The organism is Streptomyces sp. NPDC005811, from assembly GCF_040630405.1.
In the GTDB taxonomy this organism is placed as follows: Bacteria; Actinomycetota; Actinomycetes; order Streptomycetales; family Streptomycetaceae; genus Streptomyces.
Map to the genome: position 1 here is coordinate 84,213 of NZ_JBEXXK010000009.1, position 24,769 is coordinate 108,981.

General features: G+C 73.1%; 21 protein-coding genes. 8 read left to right on the plus strand and 13 right to left on the minus strand.

Going from position 1 to position 24,769, the window contains the following annotated elements; translation table 11 throughout:
* Positions 1-113: 113 nt before the first annotated feature.
* From ABZ490_RS12145 to ABZ490_RS12170, 6 genes are all read right to left on the minus strand, one after another.
* A complete protein-coding gene (locus ABZ490_RS12145; RefSeq protein ID WP_358988243.1) occupies positions 114-2,087 on the minus strand; it encodes an Ig-like domain repeat protein in 1,974 nt (657 codons plus the stop codon).
* Between the two features lie 203 nt (positions 2,088-2,290).
* On the minus strand, positions 2,291-4,906 hold the full coding sequence (locus tag ABZ490_RS12150) for a hypothetical protein (protein ID WP_358988245.1): 2,616 nt from the start codon (positions 4,904-4,906) through the stop codon (positions 2,291-2,293).
* Positions 4,903-6,552, minus strand: a complete 1,650-nt coding sequence (locus tag ABZ490_RS12155; RefSeq protein ID WP_358988247.1) for a phosphate ABC transporter substrate-binding protein PstS — start codon at positions 6,550-6,552, stop codon at positions 4,903-4,905. Before ABZ490_RS12155 ends, ABZ490_RS12150 begins: the two co-directional genes overlap by 4 nt.
* Positions 6,549-7,808, minus strand: a complete 1,260-nt coding sequence (gene pstA, locus ABZ490_RS12160) for a phosphate ABC transporter permease PstA (protein WP_358988249.1) — start codon at positions 7,806-7,808, stop codon at positions 6,549-6,551. The genes ABZ490_RS12155 and pstA overlap by 4 nt, the downstream gene beginning before the upstream one ends.
* Position 7,809: 1 nt before the next feature.
* A complete protein-coding gene (gene pstC / locus ABZ490_RS12165; protein WP_358988251.1) occupies positions 7,810-8,829 on the minus strand; it encodes a phosphate ABC transporter permease subunit PstC in 1,020 nt (339 codons plus the stop codon).
* A 176-nt stretch (positions 8,830-9,005) separates the two neighbouring features.
* Positions 9,006-10,073 carry a helix-turn-helix domain-containing protein gene (locus tag ABZ490_RS12170; protein WP_358988253.1) on the minus strand — a complete coding sequence of 356 codons (1,068 nt, stop codon included), beginning with the start codon at positions 10,071-10,073 and terminating at the stop codon, positions 9,006-9,008.
* A 129-nt stretch (positions 10,074-10,202) separates the two neighbouring features.
* On the opposite strand from ABZ490_RS12170, the gene ABZ490_RS12175 reads away from it, so the two are divergent.
* Positions 10,203-10,793 (plus strand): ALF repeat-containing protein, encoded by a 591-nt coding sequence (locus ABZ490_RS12175; protein ID WP_358988254.1) that lies wholly within the window; start codon positions 10,203-10,205, stop codon positions 10,791-10,793.
* Between the two features lie 7 nt (positions 10,794-10,800).
* Here ABZ490_RS12175 and ABZ490_RS12180 read toward each other — a convergent pair whose 3' ends face one another.
* Complete coding sequence (locus ABZ490_RS12180; RefSeq protein ID WP_358988256.1) at positions 10,801-11,214, minus strand: VOC family protein; 414 nt, start codon at positions 11,212-11,214, stop codon at positions 10,801-10,803.
* 237 nt (positions 11,215-11,451) lie between these two features.
* Here ABZ490_RS12180 and ABZ490_RS12185 point away from each other — a divergent pair, with 237 nt between their 5' ends.
* Positions 11,452-12,069, plus strand: a complete 618-nt coding sequence (locus ABZ490_RS12185) for a phosphoribosylanthranilate isomerase (protein ID WP_358988258.1) — start codon at positions 11,452-11,454, stop codon at positions 12,067-12,069.
* A 30-nt stretch (positions 12,070-12,099) separates the two neighbouring features.
* Here ABZ490_RS12185 and ABZ490_RS12190 read toward each other — a convergent pair whose 3' ends face one another.
* Positions 12,100-12,981, minus strand: coding sequence for a glycerophosphodiester phosphodiesterase family protein (locus tag ABZ490_RS12190; protein WP_358988260.1), 882 nt, complete (start codon positions 12,979-12,981; stop codon positions 12,100-12,102).
* Positions 12,982-14,071: 1,090 nt separating this feature from the next.
* Here ABZ490_RS12190 and ABZ490_RS12195 point away from each other — a divergent pair.
* From ABZ490_RS12195 to ABZ490_RS12205, 3 genes are all read left to right on the plus strand, one after another.
* Entirely contained in the window at positions 14,072-14,464 is a 393-nt protein-coding gene (locus tag ABZ490_RS12195) for a helix-turn-helix domain-containing protein (RefSeq protein ID WP_358988262.1), read from the plus strand.
* Between the two features lie 376 nt (positions 14,465-14,840).
* A complete protein-coding gene (locus ABZ490_RS12200) occupies positions 14,841-15,251 on the plus strand; it encodes a VOC family protein (RefSeq protein ID WP_358988264.1) in 411 nt (136 codons plus the stop codon).
* Between the two features lie 28 nt (positions 15,252-15,279).
* A complete protein-coding gene (locus ABZ490_RS12205; RefSeq protein ID WP_358988266.1) occupies positions 15,280-15,543 on the plus strand; it encodes a hypothetical protein in 264 nt (87 codons plus the stop codon).
* A gap of 57 nt (positions 15,544-15,600) precedes the next feature.
* Here the strand turns inward: ABZ490_RS12205 and ABZ490_RS12210 are convergent, their stop codons facing one another.
* Positions 15,601-16,236 (minus strand): VanZ family protein, encoded by a 636-nt coding sequence (locus ABZ490_RS12210; protein ID WP_358988268.1) that lies wholly within the window; start codon positions 16,234-16,236, stop codon positions 15,601-15,603.
* A 152-nt stretch (positions 16,237-16,388) separates the two neighbouring features.
* Between ABZ490_RS12210 and ABZ490_RS12215 the strand changes: the two genes are divergently transcribed.
* On the plus strand, positions 16,389-17,789 hold the full coding sequence (locus tag ABZ490_RS12215) for a histidine kinase (protein WP_358988269.1): 1,401 nt from the start codon (positions 16,389-16,391) through the stop codon (positions 17,787-17,789).
* The gene (locus ABZ490_RS12220) at positions 17,786-18,457 is read left to right on the plus strand and encodes a response regulator transcription factor (protein ID WP_358988271.1); all 672 of its coding nucleotides are present in this window, start codon (positions 17,786-17,788) and stop codon (positions 18,455-18,457) included. The genes ABZ490_RS12215 and ABZ490_RS12220 overlap by 4 nt, the downstream gene beginning before the upstream one ends.
* A 16-nt stretch (positions 18,458-18,473) precedes the next feature.
* On the opposite strand, the gene ABZ490_RS12225 is transcribed toward ABZ490_RS12220, so the two are convergent.
* The gene (locus ABZ490_RS12225; RefSeq protein WP_358988274.1) at positions 18,474-19,232 is read right to left on the minus strand and encodes a hypothetical protein; all 759 of its coding nucleotides are present in this window, start codon (positions 19,230-19,232) and stop codon (positions 18,474-18,476) included.
* Positions 19,233-19,295: 63 nt separating this feature from the next.
* Positions 19,296-21,275, minus strand: a complete 1,980-nt coding sequence (locus tag ABZ490_RS12230; protein WP_358988276.1) for a BTAD domain-containing putative transcriptional regulator — start codon at positions 21,273-21,275, stop codon at positions 19,296-19,298.
* A 427-nt stretch (positions 21,276-21,702) separates the two neighbouring features.
* Between ABZ490_RS12230 and ABZ490_RS12235 the strand changes: the two genes are divergently transcribed.
* The gene (locus ABZ490_RS12235) at positions 21,703-22,500 is read left to right on the plus strand and encodes an SGNH/GDSL hydrolase family protein (RefSeq protein WP_358988278.1); all 798 of its coding nucleotides are present in this window, start codon (positions 21,703-21,705) and stop codon (positions 22,498-22,500) included.
* An 85-nt stretch (positions 22,501-22,585) separates the two neighbouring features.
* Here ABZ490_RS12235 and ABZ490_RS12240 read toward each other — a convergent pair whose 3' ends face one another.
* Positions 22,586-23,506: a peptidoglycan-binding protein gene (locus ABZ490_RS12240; RefSeq protein ID WP_358988280.1), complete on the minus strand. Its 921-nt coding sequence runs from the start codon at positions 23,504-23,506 to the stop codon at positions 22,586-22,588.
* Positions 23,507-23,624: 118 nt separating this feature from the next.
* The gene (locus ABZ490_RS12245; RefSeq protein ID WP_358988282.1) at positions 23,625-24,671 is read right to left on the minus strand and encodes a DUF3533 domain-containing protein; all 1,047 of its coding nucleotides are present in this window, start codon (positions 24,669-24,671) and stop codon (positions 23,625-23,627) included.
* Positions 24,672-24,769 lie beyond the last annotated feature (98 nt).

The window sequence follows — 24,769 nt, forward strand, 5'->3', positions numbered from 1 at the left end:
CATGGGTACGGACAGGGGTACGGACAGGGGCCGGGGCCGGTCGGCCGGGGAGACACTCCCTCAGTGGTCTCCCCGGCCGCCGGGATCCGGTGGGATCGGGTGATCCGGTGGGATCAGGTGGACCTGACGACGAAGTTCGCGCCGTTCTTGGCGTTCACCGTCGAGGAGCCCAGGTAGCTCGCGTGCAGGGTGTGGCGGCCCTTGGCCAGCTTGGGCAGGGTCACGGTGACCTTGCCGCCGCTCAGGGTGCCGGTGGCGATCACCTTGGTGCCCTCGTAGATCCGGACGGTGCCGGTGGGCGTGGTGCCGGTCGCGGTGACCTTGACGGTGACCTTGGCGCGGGCGGTGTGGGACACGGAGGCCGGGGCGGTGGTCGCGACCGACGGCGTCGCCTTGGTGATCTTCAGGGAGACCTTGGCCGAGGACGCGTTCAGCTGGGTGCTGCCGGCGTAGGACACGGTCAGGCTGTGCGTGCCGACCTTGAGGTGGTTCGACAGGCCGAGGGTGACCTTGCCGCCGCTGAGGGTGCCGGTGCCGAGGGTGGTGGAGCCCTCCTTCACGGTCACCTTGCCGGTCGGGGCGACCGAGTGCGAGCCCGTGACGGTGACCGCGACCTTCGGGGTCCTGCCGTACGCGGTGGTCGCGGCGGTGGCCTTGACGGTGCTGGCGTACTTGACCGCGCCGGTCCAGCTCGCCTCCGTGCCGTTGCCGACGACGGTGGCGGCGGCGACGGTGGCGGTGTAGGTGCCGGTGGCCAGACCGGTGAAGGAGTACGAGGTGGTGCTCGCCGGCACGTCCTTCGTGGCGACGACGCCGCCGTCCGCGTCCTTCAGGGTGACGCGGTAGTCGGTGACGGGCTGCGCGGGGGCCGGGCTGGGCGCGGTCCAGGTGAGCTTGACGCTCGCGTCGCCCACGGTGGACGTCAGGACGGGCGCGCCGGGCGTGGTCAGGCCCGAGATCTCCAGACCGCCGACCTTGGCGTGCTTGGCCAGGTTGATCGAGCCGTTGTACGACTCGTTCAGGAAGCCGAAGGCCGCGATGACCTTCTCGGCGTTGTCGGAGGCGAGGGCCGCCTCGTGGTCGCCGCTGGTGACGAAGACGTCGTAGAGGTCCTTGTCGAAGAAGACGCTGCTCGTGTCGACCGCGCGGCTCGGGACGACGTTGTAGACGTCGCGGCCGAAGGTGGAGTTCTCGAAGTAGCCGGGGACCGGGGCCAGCTTGCCGTTGACGGTGCTGACCGGGGTGGTGGCGCCGGAGTCGCCCGGCAGCGTGATGCTGGCCAGGTGACCGCCCGCGGTGATCGCGGTGGAGCTGTAGTCGGGGGCGACGCCGTTGGCCTGGGCGATCCAGCTGGCCACGGAGAACGGGACGAGCGTGCCGTCCTGGGTGAGGGCCGCGTTGGCCTGGTTCTCCTGGACGGTCGGCAGGCTGGTGTCGACCGTGTTCTCGTTCAGGCCGATCGCGTTCAGGAAGAACTTGCGGGTGCCGGAGCCGGTCTGCGGCAGGACCGGGTGCAGGGTCTGGCCGTTCAGCGTGCGCACGCCGGCGGCCATGTAGATGTCGTGCAGCTGCGCGACCGTCAGCGAGTCCAGGCCGGTGCCGCGGACCGCGACGCCGACCGCGTCCCGGGCGAACGGGATGTAGGTGAGGGCGTTGCCGGAGAAGCTCGGGCCGCCGGAGGAGCGGGCGAAGTCGACCTGGCCGCCGACGGCGACACCGTCGTTGTTGGGGAACTTGTCGCCGGTGAGGGACATGCTGAGCGCCGCGCGGCCCGGGCCGGAGCCGTTCGGGCGGGTGAACGACGGGCCGCCGGAGCGGGTCTGGATCGTGGACGAGCCGATCGCGTCGTAGGAGGCGATGCCCGCGCCGGTCGCCGACTTCACGGCGGTGCCGGAGTAGTCCTTGCCGCCCACGGTGTCGCCGGCGAGGGCGTTGAGCACGTCCTGGGTGGTGTCGGAGCCCACGCCGACCAGCTGGCGGAAGGTCCCGGCGGGGGTGGGGTCGGCGTACGCCGGGCTCGCGAGAGCCACACCGCCGGCCACCACTGCGGCGGCGACGAGCGCGGCCGTGGAGCGCGTTCTGCGCATGGAGAGTCTCCGTGACTGTGCGAAAGGGTGCAGAAGGGTGGAGCAAGGGGTGGAGCAAGGGGTGGTGCAGGGGGGTGGTGCAGGGGGTGGAGCTGGAGGTGGAGCAAGGGGTGGTGCGATCTGGCAGGGTGGTGCGGGCCGTCCGCCCCGACTGTCCTTCGGGGCGGGCGGCCGTCCGTGGGGAGCGCCGCCCGAGGGGGCGCTCAGGGCCGCAGGAGTCTCCGCAGCCGTTCGGGCAGGGCGATCTCCGGTACGACCGTCACCGTGCGGCCGCCGGGGAGCGGCAGCCGCAGCGGAAGCCGCAGCCGGCCGCCGCCCGCGAAGGGCGCGCCCACCCCTGCCACGGCGCCGAGGGCGGCCCCGAGGGGGACGGCGTAGCGCAGCGGGTTCGCGGGGTCGGCGGGCGTGGCGCCGGCGGCGGTGGTCTGTACGGCCTTGCCGCCGTCGTAGGAGGCCGCGCTGCTCGGCGTGGCACTGGCGCTCGCGCCGGTGCCGCCGGTGGTGGCGCCGCCCGTCGTGCCGCCGGAGAGGTCACCGGTGGTGCCGCCCGTGCCGGTGGAGCCGCCGGAGCCGCCGCCCGCGGCCGACCCGTCGCCGCTCCCGGTGGAGGTGGCCTTGTAGTGCAGGATCGTGTCGGCGGCCTGGGTGGTGCGGGTGCGCAGCGTCCGCGTCAGCGGGGCGTATCCGGTGGGGAGCAGGCCCGGGTCGGCGCCCGTGGTCTGCCCGGTGCCGGCCGCGTACCGCAGCAGGGTCGCGTAGTCCTTGCGGGCGGCGGCGTCGAGCTTCGCGGGGCGTACGGCCGCGTAGACCAGCTGGGCGAGCGGGTAGGCGTCCTTGGCGGTGGCCTTGGCGGGGCTGATCCCGGGGGCGCCCTTGCCGGTGGCGCTCGCCGCGGCGGCGGTCAGGGAGACGCCGCTGGGGGCGACGTACCGGCCGGCGGCGTTGAGCAGTTTCGCCGTCGTCAGTCCGTAGCGGGCCGCGGAGGCGGCGTCCGTGATGGTGATCATGAAGCGGGAGCCGACGGTCTGCGGGCCGGGGTTCTTGTACGCGGGCGGGCTGGCCAGCGGGTCCCAGGTCGCCTTCCACAGGCTGTCGGTGCGCAGGGTGTGCAGGGCGCCGGCGTGCATGTCCGCCACGTACGGGTGGAAGTCGATCATGCACTGCTTCTCGGTGGCGCCCGTGCCCGTCGGGATCGTGCACCACGGGTCGCTCTTGGGGTAGGTGTCGGTGTTCGCCGGGTCGAAGGCGAAACCGGTGGGGTTGAGGTCCGTGTTGGTGCTGAAGTACGGGTTGACCCGCATGCCCCAGTCGTCGGACACCCCCGCGAGGAAGCCGCGGGCGTCCTTGTCGGCGACGATCCACTGCCACACGGCGCGGGCCGAGTCGGAGTGGCCGAGCGAGGTCAGCAGATCCGTGTCGGTGGCCGGGGTCTCGGCGACCGACAGCTCCGCGAACTCGGGGTTGAGCGCGATGAACTCGGGGTCGCCGGCCAGACCGGCCGGGTTGCCCTTCGCCCAGCCGTAGCCCTGGGCGGCGGTGGTGCCGACGACCGCGCCCCAGGGGGAGTTGCGGTAGGACTCGGTGAGCAGCTTGGCCACCAGCCGGGGGTTGAGCCGGATCGACTCGACCCTGGTCCCGGCGAGTCTCTGGGTGGCGTCGGGGGCGGTGGCCTTGGGTCTGCGTTCGACGGTGAAGCCGATGACGGTGCCGGAGAGCGCGGTCGGCGCGTAGACGGTGGTGTCGTCCGGGGCGCTGGTGCCCGCGTCGGCGCCCAGCGCGCGGGTGGTGAAGGCGAGTCCGGAGGAGCCGTCGTTGCCGAGGCGGGCGCGGGCGTCGGGCTCGCCGAGCTCGGTGTAGCCGTAGACCTTGCCGGTGGCGCACAGGGCGGTCTGCCAGCTCGTCATGGCGTCGGCGGCCAGCTCGCTGCCGGTGGTGGGCCGTTCGTCGGAGCCGAGGGAGCAGTTGGTGCCGACCGGGTTGAAGTGCAGCGGGATCGCGACGCGGTTCTTCCAGTTGGTGGAGGAGACCGGGGAGCCCGCGTTGACCTGGCTGTGGTCCGCGTACGGCTTGCCGTCGAGGTCGAGCCGGCCCTGCGGGACGATCACCAGCCAGCAGCTGCGCGGCCTGGACACGCCGTCGGTCTTCACGACGACGCCGCAGCCGAGGTGCGGGGCCTCGTTGGCGGTCTGGACCTCGAAGAACTCCTTGCCGGTGCCGTCGGCGCCGGTGCGGGCGAAGTCGATCTCGTTGGTGGTGTTGCGGTTGAAGTACGGGTTGTTCTGGGTGTTGGAGGTGACGGTCGCGCCGCTGACCGGCTTGAACGGAACCTCGCCCGGGGCGTTGGGGTTGGAGGCGCCGTAGCGGTCGTCCTGGCCGTAGTTGGTGGGGTCGGCGTTGTAGAAGACCCGGCGGGTGTCGTCGTAGTCGTTGCCGGGCCAGCTGCCCCGGTCGGTGGTGGGGGAGGCCCCGTACTGGCACTGGGTGCGCGAGGGGCCCGGGTTGGCGGGCACCGTGCCGTCGTCGTCGCCCCAGCACTGCATGATCTGCACGAAGTCCGTGTCGAACAGGGTGCCCGCGAAGGTGCTCGGGGTGCCCCCGGACCAGGAGACGGTGACGGCCTGGCTGGTGAGGTCGGCGGTCTGGGAGACCGTGAACCTCATGTCCTGGAACTCGCCGCGCCCGGAGACGGTGACGGCGGAGTCGGCGCCGTTGCCCGCGGCGGTCGCGGGCGGGGCGGCCTGGGCGACCGCGAGCCCGGCGAGGGCGCCCACGGCGGCCCCGGCGACGAGACGGACCAGGATGCGGCGTACGGCCTTCATCGCGTCCCCCCGTTCGAGGAGTCGCCGCCGCGGAGCAGCCGGGAGACCAGCGAGGGCAGCAGGATCAGCGCGAGGACCAGGAACGCGGCGAGCAGCATCAGCGTCTGGGTGGAGGTCCAGCCAGTGTGCCCGGCGATCGCGACGGGCTGGGCGAGGGCGACCGTGCCGTCCGCCGCGGTCCCCCCGGAGGTGCCGCCCGCCGAGGCCGTGCCGCCCGGGCTCAGGGTCTGGCCGGTGTCGGGGTCGACGGAGGGCTGCCCGGCGGAGCCGGACGCGCCGGTGCCGCCGCCGCTGCCCGTGCCGCCCGACGCGCCGGTCCCGCCGGTGGAGCCGCCGGAGGACCCGCCCGAACCGCCGTTGGCGCTGGTCGACTTGGCGCCGCCGCTGCCGGTGGTGCAGGGCGCGGCGCCCTTCTTGTCGCAGTCCTTGGGATAGGGCGCGGTCTCGGCCAGCTTGTTGCGGCCGTTGGTGGTGAAGGTCGGGTTGTTGCAGTTGCGGATGTTGATGCTCTGCGCCTGCACCCCGGGGATCCGGCGGATCTGGTCGAAGCCCGCCTTCACCAGGTTGATGGGCAGCGGCGAGTAGCCGAGGTCGGGCGCCTGCTGCTGGCCCTGGCACATGAAGTAGTAGGAGAACGCGCCGAGCGTCTTGCCCTTGGCCTTGGTGAAGGTGCCCTGCACCTTCAGCGGCAGGATCATGTACGAGTAGCTGGACAGCGGGTAGTTGCGCTTGTCGCTGTCGTTGTAGACGCCGTTCAGCTGCTGGGTGAGGTAGTCGGCGGAGTTCTTGTCGGTGTTGATCTGCGCCTTGAGCAGCGAGACCGCCACGTTCTGCGGGGTGGGCTCGGTGTAGTAGCCGGCGTGGTTGAGGACCTTGGCGACCGGATAGTGCGCGTTGAGGGCGTAGGAGTAGTTGACGTAACCGATCGCGCCCTCGCCGTAGTTCTGGGCGACGTACCCGGCGACACCGAGGTCACCGGACTGGGCGATCATCCCCGAGACCGTCGGGTAGTACGAGGTCTGCCCGCACGCCCCCGAGCGGCCGACCCGGGCGCAGTACGCCTGCCACAGCGCCTTGTGCTGGTTGGCCATCCACATCGTGAACTGGGCGGTCGAGCCGGAGCCGTCGGAGCGGACCACGGGCACGATCGGGCGGTGCGGGAGCTGGAGCCCCGGGTTGTCCGCCTTGATCACCGGGTCGTCCCAGGTCTTCACGGCCCCGGTGAAGATCTTCGTGACGACGTCGCCGGAGAGGCGGAGGTTGGTGACCCGCTTGCCGTTGACCGTCAGGTGGTACATGAAGACGGTGCCGCCGGCGACGATCGGCATATAGGCGTACGAGCCCTGCGCGGGGCGTTCGGCCGCGCTGCCGTCGGTGGGGTTGGTCTGGAACGGGATGTCGGAGACGGCGAAGTCGACGGTGCCGGACAGGAACTGGCGGCGGCCGTCCGAGGAACCGGTGCCGGCGTAGCTGATGCGCATGCCGTACTGGTTGACGGCCCTGCGCCATTCGTCGACGGCGTTCTCCGCCCAGGTGGAGCCGGCGCCCGCGATGGGGGTGTAGGTGTCGGCCGACGCGGGGGTCGCTGTGGCGAGGATGCCTATGAGTGCGGCCAGGATGCCGAGCCGTCTGAGGGCGGTGATCATCGGTCGCTGTCTCCGTTGTCGGGTGCGGGCTGTCTGTGGCTGGTCGCGCAGTTCCCCGCGCCCCCGGGGGAGTTGCCGTCGGCGTATCGTTCGGCGTCCCGTCGGGACGCTCGCGCCGTTCGTCGTGCCTGGCGTTTCGTCTGGTGGCCCGGGCCCCTGCCGCCGATCACCCGGGCGATCGCGAAGAGGATCAGGACGATGGCCATCAGGACCGCCGCCGAGCCGAAGCCGCGGGCGATCATCGTGGGCTCGGGGGACTTGACGAAGTTGAAGACGGCCAGCGGGAGGGAGACCATCGGGCCGCTCGTCGGGTCGGCGTTCAGGGCCGCGGTGAAGCCCGCCGTCAGCAGGACGGGGGAGGTCTCGCCGATACCGCGCGCGGTGCCGAGGATGACCGCCGTGGCGAGGCCGGAGCGGGCCGTCGGCAGGACGACGTGCCAGACCGTCCGCCAGCGGGGGGCGCCGAGGGCCTCCGCCGCCTCCGTGAGGGTGCCGGGCACCAGGCGCAGGACCACGTCCGAGGCGCGGATCACGATCGGCAGCATCATCACGCTGATCGCGAAGCCCGCCGCCAGACCCGACTTCTGCATGCCGAGGCCGAGGATCCAGACGGCGTACACCATGAGACCGGCGACGATCGAGGGCAGCGCGGTCATCGCCTCGACGATGGTGCGCACGAACCGGGAGAAGCGGCCGGGGATCTGGTTGAGGTACACCGCGCAGGCCAGGCCCAGCGGGACCGTGATGGTGAGCGCGATGGCGATCATGATCAGGGTGCCGAGCATCGCGTGGGCGATGCCGCCGTGGGACAGCGGGTCGAGCGGGCCGGCCGCCTGCATGTCCTGGGTGAAGAAGTTGCCGTGCGGGAGCGCCTCGCGGCCCCGCCAGGCGGTGAAGCCGACGACCAGGGCGAGCGCGCTGAACAGCAGCCCGGCCGCGGTCCACAGGACCACCGTCATCACCCGGTCGCGGACCGCCTGGCCGTCCTCCTCCAGGGCGGTGAGGACGGCGTAGACGGCGAGGAAGGCCGTGTACGCGGTGACGGTGAAGCCCAGGCTGCCGGAGAACGGGGCGATCTCGCCGAACAGCAGGACGGCGACGCACAGTCCGGAGGCCGCGGCGCCGGAGAGCGAGAGGACACCGGAGCGGGTCGGGCCGCCGATGCGGCGCGGTACGTCCGGGAGTTCGGGGGCCGGGGCGGTGGCCTCGGCGGTGGCCCCGGCAGGCTGGGCGGGGGCGTGGTCCACGACCGTCATCTCATGCCTCGCTCTGTGCGCCGGACCGGGAACGGGCCACGATGGACGAGGCGGTGAAGTTGACCGCCAGGGTGAGCAGGAACAGCGCGAGGCCCGCCGCCATCAGCGCCGACATGCCGAAGGTGGACGCGTCGCCGTAGTGCAGGGCGATCAGCGAGGAGACCGAGTTCGAGCCGGTCTGCAGGACGTGCGGCTGGATGGTGAAGACCGGCGAGATGATCAGGTAGACGGCGATGGTCTCGCCGAGCGCCCGGCCGAGGCCCAGCATGGTGCCGCCGATCATGCCGCCCTTGCCGTACGGCAGGACGACCGCGCGGATCATGCCCCAGCGGGTGGCGCCGAGCGCGTACGCGCCCTCCCGCTCGCCCGCCGGCGCCTGGGCGAACACCTCCCGCATCACCGAGCACTGGATCGGCGCGACCATCAGCGCGACGACGATCCCGGCGACGAACGTGGAGGCGGTGTAGACGCTGTCGGAGGCGAGCGGCTCACCGGGCCGGGTGCCGTCGACGGCGAACAGAGGGATCCAGCCGAACCAGGTCGACAGCCAGCGCGACAGGCCGATCACGTGCTGCTGGAGGAAGAACAGCCCCCACAGGCCGTAGACCACCGACGGGACGGCGGCCATCAGGTCGACCATGGTGACCAGGGTGCGGCGCAGCCCGCGCGGGGCCACGTCGGAGATGAACAGCGCGGTCCCGACGGCCAGCGGCACGGAGATCGTCACCGCGACGAGGGCGATCAGCAGGGTGCCGGTGAGGACGGCCGCGATCCCGAAGTTGTGGACGTCCGGCTGCCAGGCGGCGGTGGTGAGGAAGCCGAACCCGCGGGCGCGCAGCGCCTGACCGGCCCTCAGCAGCAGGAACAGTCCCACGGCCGCCATGATGGCGAGGACGGTGACCCCGGTGGCCGTCAGCTGGTACCGGAAGATCCGGTCACCGAGGCCCCGGGCCGTGTGCAGCCGTCGAGGAACGGGTCTGTCGGGTTCCGGCGCGCCGGAAACCTCCACTGCGGACGCCACTGCGGTCCCCCTAAAGGAAACGGTGTTCTCCCCATACGGCTTCGTGTTCGAGGCGCGCGGGGAGAGTCAATGGCCGGTTCCTTTCCCCTCAACCCGCCGGATGTGGACATGATGTGAACCGTTCATGTCGTTTTCGTGGGCGGGCTGTGGGGCCGCGTTGGTCCCTTGGGGTGCCGTCAGAGGGGCTGGGCGGGCCAGTCCAGGAGACGGGCGCCGATGACGGCGGTCTGCAGGGTGTAGCGGTGCGCGGGGTCGGCGGGGTCGACGCCGGTGAGCTGGTGGATGCGTTCCAGCCGGTACGTCAGGGCGCGCACGCTCAGCGACAGTCGGCGGGCGGCCTGGGCCGCGACACAGCCCGATTCGAAGTAGGCGGTGAGCGTGGCCAGTTGGGGTCCGACGCCGCCGCGGGCGGTGGTCAGCGGGCCGAGGACGGCCTGGACCAGGTCGGCCATCGCCTGCCGGTCGCGGGTCAGGACCGGGTAGACGAGCAGGTCGGCGGCGCGCAGCACGGCGTCGGCCAGGCCCAGCCGCCCGGCGAGTTCCAGGGAGTTGAGCGCCTCCTCGTAGGACTGGACGATCCCGCCGGGGCCCGGCTGCGGGCGGCCGATCGCCACCCGGCCGCCGCCGGTCGCGGCCCGCGCCTGCCGGGCGAAGACGGGCAGGATCTCGTCCCGGTGGCCCGGCGCCACGCACACCAGCAGACCGTCCTTGGTGGTCAGCAGCACGTCGCGGTCGCCGAACCGGGCGAGCAGCGCGCGCTCCACCGCGCGGGGCACCGGGTCGCCCTCGTCGTAGGCGGCGGGTCCCCGGGCGACGGCGACGGCGTGGGTGTGCGACAGGCGCAGGCCGAAGCGTTCGGCGCGCTGCGCGAGACGGCCCAGGTCGCTGCGGCCGTAGAGCAGGTCGTCGATGAACTCCCGGCGGGCCGCCTCCTCCCGCCGCACGGCCAGCCGCCCGGCCCGCTCGTACCCCTCCGCCAGCGCGTCTATCACCTGTTGTACGGCGGCCAGGGTGCCGTCGGCGGAGCCCGCGGTGCGGGGGGAGCCGGGCCGGACCGAGCGGGCGGCGGTCAGATGGGCGCTGACCAGGGCGCGCAGGCCGTGACCGGCGTCGGCGGCCCGTTCGCCGAGGGCGCGCCGTGACTCCAGCTCCGCCCGGGTCAGCCGGCGGCCGGTGGCCGTGACCTCCGTCAGCAGCCGGGTGTAGCCGTCCAGGTACTGCTCGGGTATCTCCCCCGTCACCACGCCCCCCGCGTTCGTGTTCCGGCAACGAACCGGCGGTCAAGACTGCCCGGTCCGCGCAGTGCGCGGCGCTGTTCGCATCTGGAGGATGGACCCGCCGGCACCGAGCCAATCAATCATGGGGGAACGACAATGAGAGCCAACCGAGCGGCGCTCGCCCTTGCCGTGGGCGCGCTGACCCCGGCCCTGCTGCTCGCCTCGCCGTCCTTCGCGGCGACCGCGACGACGGCCGCTTCCGCCACCGCCGCCTCCACCGCGGCCGGGGACGGGTCGCCGTACGACACGATGACGGAGGACGAGCTGCGGATCGCGGTCGCGCGCGTCCTCGCCGACGAGAGCGCGGGCAAGGCGGTACGCCGGGAGGCCCAGGAGGCGCTCGACGGGACCGTCGACGATCTGCGCGCCTTCCTGAAGACGGGCCTCGCGCTCGCGCAGGACGAGGACAACTCGGTGGCGATCGCCCGGCTCCTGGCCGACCCGGGCAGCGGCAAGGCCGTCCGGCGGGAGGCCGGGAAGGCCCTCGACGGCACCGCCGCGGACCGGGCGGCCTTCCTCGCCACCGGCTACCGGCTCGCCCGGGCCGAGGACGACCGGGTCGCCGTGGCGCGGATCCTCGCGCGGACCGACATCAGCGCCGCCCTGCGCGCGGCGGCCTCGGCCGCCCTGGACGGCACCCCCGAGGACCTGCGGTACTTCCTGGAGGTCGGCCAGTACGAGGTCTAGGGCCGCCCTAGCCCTGCGGCTGGCCGATGTTGATCAGCCAGGTGATGCCGAAGCGGTCCGTGCACATGCCGAAGACATCGCCCCACATCTGCTTCTCCAGCGGGACGGACACCTCGGCCCCGGCGGACAGCTTCTCCCAGTAGCCGCGCAGTTCGGCGTCGTCGTCGCCGCTCACGCTCACCGAGACGTTGCCGCTGGGGCTGTAGTCCATCCCGGGCGGGGTGTCGGCTCCCATGAGGGTGAAGCCGTTCGGCGCCTCCAGCATGCCGTGCATGATCTGGTCCGCCTGCGGGGTGCCCGCCTGGCCGAACTCGCCGAAGGTGCTCAGCGCGAGCGTGCCGCCGAAGACGTCCTTGTAGTGCTCCAGCGCCGCCCGGGCGTCGCCGTTGAAGCTGAGGTAGGGGTTGAGTCGCGAGGCCACCGCAACCTCCTGGGGAGGTGAGAGGAACAGAGGGGTGCAGAGGTGACCAAACGGGTCAAATGGTCACCGTGCGGAGCCTAGCGCTCCGCGAGCGTGTCGGCGACGAGGGTGGTGGCATGGGTCGTTGCCGTCATGGTGGGGACTCGGGGGCGCGTGCGAAGTCATCGGCCGGCGTGATGTGACCTGCGTCACATTCCTGGGTGCGGTGACCGGCCCCGATGCGGCAGTCTTGGGGCCGTGAGCAACTCCAGTGACCCCCTTTTCGTCAAGATCTGCGGTCTGAGCACCGAGCGGGACGTCGACACGGCCGTCGAGGCGGGCGCCGACGCCATCGGGTTCGTGTTCTCCGCCAGCCCCCGCCGGATCGACCCCGCCACGGCCGCACGGCTCGCCCGGCGGGTGCCCGCACACGTCCTGACCGTCGGCGTGTTCCGGGCCGAACCCCTCGACGACGTACGGTCCGTGGCCGCCGAGTCCGGCATCCGGGCCGTCCAGCTGCACGGCCCGGAGGACCGGGACTACTACGACGCACTCGCCCCGGGCGGCTGGACGCTGATCCGGGCGGCCGCCTTCGGCGACTCCGTGCCGCGCTGCGGTGAACTCGGCGAGGACATGCTGCTGCTCGACGCCCCGGTGCCGGGGTCCGGGGTCGCCTGGGACTGGTCCCGGTGGACCCCGGCCGGCTCCGGGGAGAAGTGGCTGCTCGCCGGCGGGCTCACCCCCGACAACGTCCGGGACGCCGTCGCCGCCACCCGGCCCTGGGGCGTCGACGTCTCCAGCGGGGTGGAGAGCAGCCGGGGCGTCAAGGACCCCGCCCTCATCACCGCGTTCGTGAAGGCGGCCCGCGGCGGCTGAGGGCGGGGGTTCCGGGCGTCCCTGCGGTGTTCAGCCGAGGGCCCGGGCGGCCACGTCCGGGAGGTCGCTCGTCATGCCGTCCGCTCCCCACGCGGCGACGGTCCGGGCCGCCGACGCGGTGTTGATCACCCAGGGGATGGTCTCCAGCGGCTTGCCGTGCGCGCCCTTGAGCGCGTGCACGGCGGCCACGAAGTCGCCGGAGACCTGCCGGTAGTCCGGGTTGACCTGGTCGGCGTAGGTCGCGTACCCGCGCAGGGCCGCGGCCGACGGGCGGGCGCTGACCAGCACGGACGTCTTCAGCTCCGGGCGTTTGAGGTGGATCGTGCGCACGGAGTTCGTACCGAAGCTCATGACGATCAGCCGGTGGTCGACATGGCCGCCGTCCAGCCAGCCCTTGCGGGCGAGCACCGCGAGGATGTCGCCCTCGATGCCCGGATGCAGGTCCGGCTGCTTGATCTCCAGCAGCAGGCTCTGGCCGTTGCGGTCCAGCCGGTCGAGGGTCCCGGCCAGGGTCGGGATGCGGGTGCCCGCGAACCGGGCCCCCATCCAACTGCCCGCGTCCAGACGGGCCAGTTCGGCCGCGGTGAAGTCGCTGACCGGGTGGTCCGCGCGGGACGGGAACACCGACTCGACGTTCGTCGTCCGCCGGAGGTCCCGGTCGTGCAGCAGGATCAGCTCACCGTCCCTGGTGCGCTGCACATCGGTCTCCACCCAGTCGATGCCGAGCGCGTCGGCCTTGTCGAAGGACGGCAGGGTGTTCTCGGGCGCGTACCCGGCGGCGCCGCGATGGCCGCTGATCCGCGGGCGGTTCCCGTCGGCGGCGGCCGTGGCGGCCGGGACGGCCGCGGGGACGAGCAGGAGGGCGGCGGTGCTCAGGGCGACGGTGGTCGCGGCTGCGGTGCGTGAGCGCATGGGGGTTCCTTTCACCGGTCCCGGTGGGGACGGCGGGCAGTGGGGGTGGGACCGACTCGGACGACCTCGACGACCTTCGGAAGCGGCCCCGGACGCGCGTCAGTGCGCCCGGGACCGTCCCGGACGCGCGTCGGCGCCCGGAGAAGGACAGGGAGAGGGAGAGAGGGAGAGGGAACGAAGGGGATTGAAAATGAGGGGAGTTGACGAAGTGGGGACGGTGAGCCCCCGCCCGATCACCGCGGACGGATGCCCGGCCCCGGGCCCCTTCGCGTCCGAGTCTGGTCGCGCCGCAAGCCCGACGCCGATTCTTGCTGGTCCGATCGAGGCGCCCGCCCACCCCGGACCCACCCACACCGACTCCGCCTCCCGCTCCCCCAACGGCTCCGACTCCGCCTCCCGCTCCCTCAACGGCTCCGATTCCGCCTCCCGCTCCCTCAACGGCTCCGATTCCGCCTCCCGCCCCCTCAACGGCTCCGACTCCGCCTCCCGCTCCCTCAACGGCTCCGGTTCCTGCTCCGGCTCCGGTGCTGGCTCCGGCTCCGGCCCCGTCTCCGCCTCCCGCTCCCGCTCCGGCCCCGACTCCCGCCCCTGCTCCGGGCATCGGCTCCGGCGCCGGCTCCGCCTCCCGCTCCCTGACCGGCTCCGGCCCCGGCTCCGGCCCCGGCCCCGGCACCGGCTCCGGCACCAGCTCCCGCTCCCGCTCCGGTGTCGGCTCCCTCAACGGCTCCGGCTCCGGCCCCGGCCCCCCCTCCGGCTCCGGCCCCCGCCCCGAGTCCCGGGCATCGGCTCCGGTTCCCGCTCCCGCTCCCGCTCCCGCTCCGGCACCAGCTCCGGCACCGGCTTCCGCTCCGGCACCAGCTCCCGCCCGGGCCCCGGCCCCGGCTCCCGCTCCGGGCATCGGCTCCCGCTCCGGCCCCGACTCCCGCCCCGGCTCCGGGGCATCGGCTCCGGTGTCGGCTCCCTCAACGGCTCCGGCTCCCGCTCCGGCACCGGTTCCTGCTCCCGCCCAGGCCCCGGCACCCGCTCCCGCTCCCGCCCAGGCGTCGGCTCCCGCTCCCGTACCGGTGCGCGGCGGTCGTAAGGTGGGGGCATGGCAGCAACGGAGGCGGCGCTCGGGGGACGGGTGGGGCTTGTCGGTGGGGACGCGATGTGCCCGCAGCGCGGGGCCCTGGAACACCTCACCAGCCGCTGGGGCACCCTCGTCCTGATCGCGCTGCTCGACCGCCCGTACCGGTTCAGCGAGCTGCGCCGGGGGATCGGCAGGGTCAGCGAGAAGATGCTGACCCAGACCCTCCAGACCCTGGAGCGCGACGGCATGGTCCACCGCGACGCCAAGCCCGTGATCCCGCCCCGCGTCGACTACTCCCTCACCGATCTCGGCCGCGAGGCGGCCGAACAGGTCCGCGCCCTCGCGCACTGGACGGACCTGCGGATGGCGGCCATCGAGAAGGCCCGCGAGGAGTACGACGCGGCGAAGGCCTGACCACGGTCCGGGCCGGCCGGCGGAGGCTACTTCGGGGTCTTCACCTGCCGGTCGGTCCACTTCGCCTCGACCGTGGCCGTGTAGTCCACCAGCGTGCCCGCCGTGAGCCCCGCCCGGGCCGCCTGCGCGGAGGCCGGTGAAGGTCTCGCTGGTGATGTCCTCACCGACCTGCCGGCCCACCAGACTGGAGGCATAGGCGAGCACCCGCGGCTGGCACTCCTCGTACAGGTCACGGAAGCGCTGGACTTCGGTCACGCACCGTCTCCTCATCTCGGCTCTTCACCAGGCAATGGCCGGTGGCCGGGATTTCCTACCGGGGCCGACCGGTCAGTTTCGGAGAAGCGCCCCGCACCGGGCCGGGGCTAGCGTGAAGGCCATGGACATCACCATTCACACGACCTTCCTCCCGCACGACGACCCGGACGCGTCCCTGGCGTTCTACCGTGACGTCCTCGGCTTCGAGGTCCGCACCGACGTGGGACAGGGCAAGATGCGCTGGATCACCGTCGGCCCCGCCGGGCAGCCCGGAACGTCCATCCTGCTGGCCCCGCCCGCCGCCGACCCCGGCGTCACCGAGGCCGAGCGCCGCACCATCGCCGAGATGATGGCCAAGGGCACCTACGGCTGGATCCTGCTCGCCACCCCGGACCTCGACGGCACCTTCGAGAAGGTCACCGCCGGGGGCGCCGAGGTCGTCCAGGAGCCCACCGAGCAGCCGTACGGCATCCGCGACTGCGCCTTCCGCGACCCCGCGGGCAATCTGGTCCGCATCCAGGAACTGCGCTGAGCCGTACACGGGGAAGGGGGGTTCCGTCATGTGTCACCCGGGATGGCGGCGCGCGCTGCTCGCGGCGCGGCGCCTGGACGACCTCGCGCGGCTGCGCCGGGTCAGGGACCGGATCGACCGGGAGTACGCGCGACCGCTGGACGTCCTCGCGCTCGCCGTCGCCGCGGACCTGGCGGCCGGGCTGCTCAGCCGCGAGTTCACGCTCGCCTACGGCGCGTCACCGTACGCCTACCTGCTGAAGCGCCGCGCCGAGCGCGCGCGGGCCGCCGTGCTCTTCCGCACGCAGGGGTGAACAGCCGGTGCCCGCGGACGGGGGGATCGTCCGCGGGCACCGGGGTCGGGGGGACGGTCAGGAGCGGGTGGCGGTGGGCTCCCCGGCCGGGTGGATCGTCGGACGCGCCGAGGCCGGCCCGTCCGACGCGAACGCGGAGCCCGGCAGGGCGAGGGAGCCGAGCAGCCGGGCGACGGCCGGGATCCTGGCCGCGCGGTACAGGACCACGCAACCGAGGTAGCCGCCGAGCGTGTTGACGAGCAGGTCGGTGGTGTCCGTCAGCCGGGCGTTGTTGACGACGACGTACATCAGGAGCTGGGACAGCTCGATCGCCAGGCTCACCGCGGCCGTGACGGCGGTGACCCGCCCCTTGGTGCCGATCCGGGCGGTCATCAGCGGCAGCAGCATCCCGAGCGGGACCGTCAGGAGCACATTGGCGGCGATGCTCGGGTCGGGGCTGGGCACCGGGATCCAGTTGATCTGGTTGGTCCAGGGCATCAGGTTGGCGTACTCGCCGTAGGTCACGACGACCGGGAAGAGCGTGAGGGCCAGCACCCCGGCGGCGTACGCGGCGGCCAGCAGCCGGGTCACGGCGTGCTGCCCGGTCCAGCCGGCCCGGCCCCGCCGTGCCCGCACGGCCACCAGCACACCGAACGCGGCCAGCAGCGGCCCCAGCACGGTCGCTGCACCGATCTCGAAGTGGACGTTGCCCATGGTGAACTCCTCGGCGGGGGCGGGTGGTTGCCGGTGACGACCGGCGGCGGTGCCCACTCTCGCCCGGTGTGCCCGGGCGGCGGCTCTGGCGAAAGACCGATCTTCGGCGCAGCGCTACGACTTTCGGCCGACCCCCCGGCTACGCTCCGGGCATGAAGTCCTGGCGATGGACCGGGGAAGGGGCCCGGCAGGTGGCGTGGCGGCAGGTGGCGTGGCGGCAGGTGGCGTGGCGGCGGGTGGCGCGGCTGCGGGCGGCGGTGTGGCCCGCGGTCGTGGTGCTGCTGCTCGCCCTCGGCGCCTTCGACTACGGGGTGGGCGCGTTCGGACGGCTCAGCAAGGCCTTCGACCAGGCGGACGCCGAGACGGTCGGCCCGCTGGTGCTGATCTCGGCGCTGTCGGCGTGCGCCGCCCTGCTGCTCTGGCCCCGCCTCGGCACCCGGAGCCTGCCGCTGGTGACCGCCGGCGCCGCGGCGCTGTCGCTCGCCACGACGGCCGCCGTCCAGGTCGTAGCGGGGCTCGCGCACCGGCTGGACTCCTACTCTCCCGTGGAGCCGGTGGTCGCCTTCACCGAACCGGCCGCGCTGCTGGGGCTGGTGACGCTGACCGCCTGGCGGGGAGCACCGAGGGCGGCGGCGGCTGCCGTACCGGCGGCCATGGCGGCGATCGTCCTGCGTCCGCTGGCCGTCGAGATCGATCTGGGCAGCGTGGTCCTGGCGTTCTTCTTCACCCTGGCCGCGACGGCGGCTCTGGCGATCGGCCTGACCGTACGGCTGGTCGTCGCGGACCGGCGGCGCCGGGAGAGTGCTGTACGGCTGGAGCAGCGCGCGGAGTTCGCCCGGGACCTGCACGACTTCGTCGCCCACCACGTCACCGGCATCGTCATCCAGGCCCAGGGCGCCCGTTCCGTCGCCGCCCGCCGTCCCGACCTGGTGCCGCCCGCGCTGGAACGGATTGAGCACGCGGGCGCGGAGGCGCTGAAGTCGATGCGGGCGATGGTGGGGATGCTGCGCGAGACGGATCCGGAGAAGCCACCACAGGAGCGGGACGTGGCCCTGGCGCCGCTGGCCGGGATGGCCGAAGTGCGCGCTCTCGTCGAGGAGTTCGCGCCGGTCGGCGGCGGCCGGGCGGTGCTGCGGACCGAGGGGGCGTGCGAGGAGCTGCCGGTGGAGGTGGTGACCACCGTGCACCGGGTGGTGATGGAGGCGCTGACCAACATCCGCAAGCACGCCCGCGACTTCACCGAGGTGGAGGTCCGGCTGGTCCGGTCCGGGCCGCGGGTCACCGTGACGGTGAGCGACGACGGCCGCCCGCGCGGCGGCCACCAGGCGCTTCAGACGCTTCAGACTCTTCAGTCGTTGGGCGGCGGCTTCGGGCTGAAGGGGCTGGCCGAGCGGGTGGGCATGGTCGGCGGCCGGGTGCAGGCCGGTCCCGCGCCCGGCGGGGGCTGGCGGATCGAGGCGACCCTGCCGGTGGGCGAGGGCGAACAGGAGGGCACGGACGGGGACAGGGCCGGGGACGGGGACGGGGACCGGGTCGTGGGGAGCGCCGCATGACGGGCCGTACGCCGATCCGGGTGCTGATCGCCGACGACCAGGCCATGGTCCGCACCGGCTTCGAGATGATCCTGGCGGCCGAGGACGACATCGAGGTCGTCGGCCAGGCGGCGGACGGCCTCCACGCGGTGGAACTCGCCGAACGGCTCCGCCCCGACGTGGTGCTGATGGACATCCGCATGCCCCGGCTGGACGGTCTCGAGGCCCTGCGCCGGCTCACCCGGCCCGGGGTGGTCGACCCGCCCAAGGTCGTGGTGGCCACGACCTTCGACGACGACGCGTACGTCCACCGCGCCCTCGGCGACGGCGCCTGCGGCTTCCTGCTCAAGGACTCCGGTCCCGCCCTGCTGGTCGAGGCGATCCGGGCCGCCGCCTCCGGGGAGGCCCTGGTCAGCCCGTCGATCACGCTGCGCCTGCTGCGCGGCGTCCCGGGCCCGGCCGCCGCCGGCCGCTCCCGCCCGGCCCCGGACCCCGGGCTGTCCGCCCGGGAGACGGATGTCGTACGGCTGGTCGCGACCGGTCTCACCAACGCGGAGATCGCCGCCGAACTGTGCATCTCCGTGGGCACGGTGAAGACCCATCTGGGCAACGTCCAGGGCAAGCTCTCCGCCCGCAACCGGGTGGAGATCGCCGCGTGGGCCTGGCGGTCGGGGGTCGTGGCGGAGTGACGGGCGGCCCGCGCCCTCAGCTCGTGGGCGGGGCCGGCGGCTGGTGCGGGGGCGGCGGGGGCTGCTGGGCCGGTGGGTAGGACTGGGCCGGTGGGTACGGCGGCTGCGGGGCCTGCGGGTATGCCTGCGGGTACGCCTGCGGGACCGGGCCGGTCGGCCAGGGCTGTGGGTACGGGGCGGGAGCGGCGGCGGAAGCGGTCGCGGGGCGCCGGGTGTTGAGTACGGTGAGGACGGTCGCGACGAGCCCCAGCACACAGGCGGCGATCAGCACGTAGAAGCCGGGGCCGAAGGTCGTGGACCGGGCGCCGGTGTCCCACTGGCTGTCACCGACCGTGGAGACCGCCACCGTCAGCGTCGTACCGAACAGCAGCACCGCGCCGGTGACGCCGAGCACCCGGGCCAGGGGCTGCCGGCCGCCGGAGCCGGTCAGCAGCAGGATGCCCGCGGCGACGGCGAGGAGGGCGCCGACGAGCAGCGGGACGCCGTCGAACTGCGTCACCGAATGGGACTTCTGGCCCGGGATCGTGGTGGTGTACGACCACGCCTTCGCGACGGTCCGGTAGACCGCCGCGCTGCTGCTGCCGCTGCCGATGGTCTCCTTCGACGTGTCCAGCGTGAGGAAGGAACCGGTGGCGGCGAGGGCCGCGCCGACGAGCAGCAGCCCGCCGGAGACCCGGTCGGCGGCCGCGCCCGGATCCGCCGGAGGGCCGGGCGGTCTGCCGTACGGGACGGGCGGGGGCACCTGGGGTGGTCCGGGTTGCGTCGGTTGCGTCATCCACCGATCGTAGGGAGCGGAGTTGCCGAAGATAAGACCAACAACACCTGTTTCCAAGGGAGTTCAGCGCTGGGCGGCCGGTGCCATCGGCCCCGCCGCGCGCAGGTGCCGGGCCAGCCGCGCCGGGTCGGCACCGTCGCGGGCCGCGAGCTCCCGGGCGAACGCGGCATGCCGGATCTGCCGGGAGGACGGGGTCTGGGTGCTCAGGACGACGTCGAGGGGCAGCTCGGGCAGCCGGTAGCGGCCGGAGCCGCCCGCGCCGGGCTCGCCGTCCCAGACCAGGACCCGGGCGGTGACGGCCGCGTCGATCAGCGGCAGCAGCTGGTCGGGGGCCAGCCCCTGGACGTCGGCGAGGAGACCGAGGTCCAGCCATTCGCCGTCGGCGGCGGCATAGGTGAGCATGGTCCGCGCCGGGTCGGGCAGGTCGACCAGGCGCGCGTGGAGGATGTTGCGGACGGCGGCCGGCACCTGCGCCTCGGGGCCGGTGCGCCGGCCGGGCGGCAGTTCCATCAGCGCGGCCAGTGCGAACGGGTGGCCCTCGCAGCGCCGGTGCAGCGCCGCCGCCTCCTCGGGACCGGCCTCCTCGCCGCGCGCCGCGAGCAGTTCGGCCACGTCGCTGGCGGTCAGCGGGTCCAGGGTCAGCCAGGTCGCGCCGATCAGGGCCAGGTCGGCGAGGAGCATGCTGGACACCGGGGCGTCGGGGTTGCGCAGGGTGCACACGAACACCACCGGTGCCTCGCGCAGCACCTTCGCCAGCCGCCGCAGCAGCCGGTGGAAGCCCTGCGGGGCCTCGTCGAGGTCGTCCACGACGACCAGCGTGGGTCCCTGGGTCAGCTCGTCGACGACCGTGGCGAGCGGGTCCTTCTGCGCCTCCTCGTCCTCGGCGGAGTCCTTGCCGTCCTGCCGCAGCGCGTCCAGGAGCTGGACGGTGGGGCAGGTCTGGGAGATCCCGCGGTTCCCGCTCAGGGCCTGGCCGGCCCGGGTGCGGGCCACGGTGAACCCGGTCGAGGCGGCCCAGGCGGACAGCTCGTCCGTCAGCCGGGTCTTGCCGGAGCCCTGCTCCCCGGTGATCACGGCCCAGCGGGGGCGGCCCGCGGTCGCGGCCGACAGCAGCGAGGCCAGCTGCTTCTGCTCCTCCTGCCGGCCCACGAACGGGGTGACCTCGGCGACGGCGGGCTCCGGTGGGACGCACGCGGAGGTGAATTCGCGGCCGGGGGAGAGCGGGGCGACGGAGGGGGCCGTGACCGGGTCGGCCGGCGGCTGGGCGCCGAGGACGACGATGTCGTGCCGCAGGATCGCGGTGTGCAGGTCCCTGAGCTGGGGGCTGGGATCCAGGCCGAGTTCCGTGGCGAGCATGTCGCGGAACCGCTCGTACTGGCGCAGCGCCTCCACCGGCCGGCCGGCCGCGTACAGGGCGCGCATCAGCAGCGCCCAGGACGTCTCCCGCAGCGGGGCCTTGAGGACGAGGCCCTGGGCGACGCCGATCGCCGGTTCCGTCTCGCCCTGCTGGACGAGGATCGCCGCTTGGAGTTCCTTGGCGTCGTGCAGGGCGCCGTCGAGCCGGGTGCGCTCACGTATCGCGAAGGCGTGCTCGGTGGCCTCGGCCAGCGCCTCGCCGCGCCACAGCCCGAGCGCGGCGTCGATCTCCTGCCGGGCGGTGGACAGCCGGCGGCTCCTCAGGGCCTCGCGGGCCCGGCTCACGGACTCCTCGAAGACGGCGGTGTCCCGGGCCCCGGCCGGGGTCTTCAGCGCGTACCCGGCGGGGCCGCTGACCAGCACGGTGGAGCGGCCCTGGCGGACCGGGTCGAGGACCGCGCGCAGCCTGCTGATGTGCGCGCGGACGGAGGAGGCGGCGCCCGTCGGCCGGTCCGTCGGCCACAGATCGCGGCAGAGGGTGTCCTGCGAGACGGGCCGGCCGTCCTCCAGAAGGAGACGGACGAGCAGCAGCCGGCGCTGCCGGGGGCCCAGATCGAGGGAAACGTTGCCTTTGAGCACCTCGACGGGACCGAGCACGCCGAACCGCAGCTCCTGTCGTGAGTTCACCGGGTGGGCCCTCCTGGGCGGCGCTGGAAGTGAAGGGGCCTCGCCGAACACGGCATCGGGGCATGCAGGGTACGCGATGGAGTCAACCAACGGTTCGTTGCTCGGCTGTTGTCCGTCTGTTGTCACGGGTGGCACCGGACGGCTCTCTCCTGCTAGTGAATGGCCCTGTTGTTCTGCTGCACAGGAGAAATTGTCGGATGCCGGGAGCGCCCGGACATCGACTCGGAATCGGATCTCTGCGCGGGCGGTCTGCAACCGGAGATAGAGGGCGTGACTAGTACTCCGGTCCGTCGCGGCGCGCTTCCGAAAGGGAGTCAATTGGCGACAGTCGAGCGACAATCCGCAGACAACAGTGGGGAGTTGAGGACTTCGCCGACGCCTGTACGATCCTCATTCCCGATCGCGCTCCCTTATCCAGAAGGAACCCATGCGTAAATTGACGTCCGCCGTCGCCGTCGCTGTGATGGCCTTCGCCGGAATGGCCGGGATGACGAGCACGCCGGCCCAGGCGGCGACGGGCCTGGAATACGTGGCCCTGGGTGATTCGTACGCCTCCGGGGTCGGCGCGGACTATTACGACAGCGCCAGCGGCGACTGCAGGCGCAGCACCCTGAACTACCCGGCCCTGTGGGCCGCCGCGCACGGCGACTACACGCTGAAGGACGTCTCCTGCAGCGGTGCGAAGATCGCGGACGTGCGGGACAAGCAGCTCTCCGCGCTGAGTGCCGACACCGATCTCGTCACGCTCACGGTGGGCGGCAACGACGCCCAGTTCTCCACCGTGGCCCAGGGCTGCCTCACCCAGGCCGACAGCTGGTGCGACTCGGCCACGCTGTACATGTCGTCGTACGCCAAGGGCCAGTTGGTGACATCGCTCGCCGGGCTGTACAAGGACATCAAGACCAAGGCGCCGAACGCCCGGGTCATCGTGCTGGGCTATCCGCAGGCGGTCTCCCCGACCGGCACCTGCCCCCTGATCGACCTCAGCTCCGCCAAGCGCACCGCCATGAACGGCCTGGCCGACGCGCTGGCCGAGGGCACCAAGGCCGCGGCGGCCAAGGAGCCGGTCGAGTTCATCGACATGCGCGACACGTTCAAGGGCCACGGCGCGTGCGGCTCCGACCCGTGGATCAACAACCTGAACGCCGGGACCGCGGTGTTCCACCCCACCCTGATGGGCTACCTCGCGGGCTACGACGCACGGCTGGGCGAGGCCACCGGCTGACCCGGGGCCGGACGAGGAACGGACGAACCCCCGGGAAGCGGCCCGGGGGTTCGTCGTTCTCCTGGAGTGGGGTCGGCGTGCCGGCTCAGGAGAACAGCAGGCGCCAGGTCAGCGGGCCGGGGGTGCCGTCGGCGTCGCCGCGCAGCTCCTTGCGGGACTTCTGGAAGTCCCGGACGTTCAGCCGGTCCGCCTCGCTCCAGCTCTTGCCCGGGCCGACCTTGTAGTGGTCGCCGAAGCCGCGCTTGACGAGCTGCTTGCCGAGCTGGAGGACGTACGCGTTCGTCGCCCCGGCGGCGAAGTACTTGCGCCCCGGGAACGCGGGCACCTTCGGCTTGGCGGGGGTGGTGGTCTGCGGGGTGTCGTCGTCGCCCACGTCCAGATCGGCCTTCGCGTACTTCAGGATCCTCGCGAAGTCGATCGCGCCGGGGTCGCCGTGGACGTTCTCCGGCACGTGCATGTGCCCGCAGACCCCCTTGAAGGCCGACCACTGGGCGCCCGTCATCCGCTGGCCGCCGCCGTCGCCGTACGACGTCGGGTACGCGGGCCAGGTCTTCGGGCCGGACAGGGGGACCCCGTGCTCCTCGTGCATCCAGGAGAGGAAGCGTGCGACGCCCTGGAGCGCCCAGTCGGGCGCGTCCGGCCAGTAGACGTGCGCGTGGCCCGCGGCCTGCCACTTGGCGTGCGTCTTCGGGTCGCAGGTCCCGGTCAGCTCGACCTGGCAGACGTTCAGGGTGTTCGTCTCGACGCCGCCGCGCAGGTTCACCAGGGCCCGGGAGGAGGTCTCGATGTCGAAGTGCTGGTACCACTTCAGCTTCTTGGCGGCGAGGTCCGGGACCGCCGTCAGGTTCGGCGCGACGGAGCCCCCGTCGTAGCCGGGCAGGGTGTAGCCCTCCGTGGTGTGCAGGACGACCACGTCGACCTGCATGGCGTCGCCGCCGAAGTCGTCCTGGTACCAGTTCGCCCGGCTCGCGCCGGGGTAACGCTGAGGGCCCGTCTTGGTGCTCATCACAGACTCCTGGGTGAGTGCGTCCTCGCTCGGCGCCGGACGGCGGGTCGAGTCGGGGCAAGCAGTCAACCAACGGGCCGTTGCACAGCTGTTGTCGTGTGTTGCCGCCCGGTTGTCGTCAGCCGGCCGCGGTCCGGCGTTCGTTGCGCCAGGACGCCGCCAGGGCGACCAGCGCCCCGCCCGCCGCGTAGGCGCCGAGCACCCACAGGGCCGCGGTGGTGGCGTGCCCCGAGAAGTACACCGTGTTGCGGACCAGGGTGGTGCCGGCGCCCGGCGGCAGGGCCTGCCCGATCGCGCTCCAGAACGCCGGCAGCAGCGGCGCCGGATAGACACCGCCGGAGCTCGGGTTGCCGAGGACCACGAAGAGCAGGATGACCACGCCGGTGCCGAGGAGCCCCAGCAGGGTCTGGAGGGCGAGCGCGGTCGCCGCGGAGGCGAGGACCACCAGGGTGCCGATGGCGCTCAGCGCCCAGAAGTGCCCGCCGAGCGCGTCGAACACCGGACCCACGATCACCGCTCCGGCGACCCCGGACACGGCCGCGTACAGCACGAGGACCGCGAGGCGGATCAGGGTGCGGTGCCGGTTGGCGGGCCGGGAGCCGGCCGACATGCCCATGATCGTCGCGGTGAGATAGCCGCCGATCACCCAGCCCAGGACGAGATAGAACGAGGTCATGCCGCGCCCGTCGCCGGAGTGCGGGGCCCGGATGTCCGTGACGGTGATCTGCCGCTTCTGGGCCGCCTCTATCTTCTGGGCGATCTGGGTGGCGGTCTGCGACACCGAGGGCCCGCCCGCCGAGGCGACCAGCAGGGTGTCCTTCGTGCCGGTCGCGTCGAAGAGGAACGCGGCGTCCGCCCTGCGGGTCAGCACCCAGTTCCGGGCGGTCGCGGCGTCCGCCACGGCGGTGGCCTCGACCGGCTCGCCGTCCAGCGCGTCGAGCCGCGCGACGATCTGCGCGGACGCCTGCTGCGGGGCGGCGACCGCGACGGGTATGCGGTGGGGGGCGGGGGAGTGGAAGGCCCCGACGTACGACACGACGAAGGCGAGCTGGACGAGCAGTCCGCCGAGCACGAGCCCGAAGGCCCGCAGGGTGACGGCGTCCTTGAACTCGGCTGCGAGACCAGGGGACTTGGCGGGGGAGGGGGTGGCTGAGGGCTCATTCACGGCCGCATGATCCCACAATCGGGTGAACCTGCCATTCCGGTTGACGGGCGGCTACTGTCCTGTCCGGCGGACGCGATCACCGGCTACGAGGAGCGAGC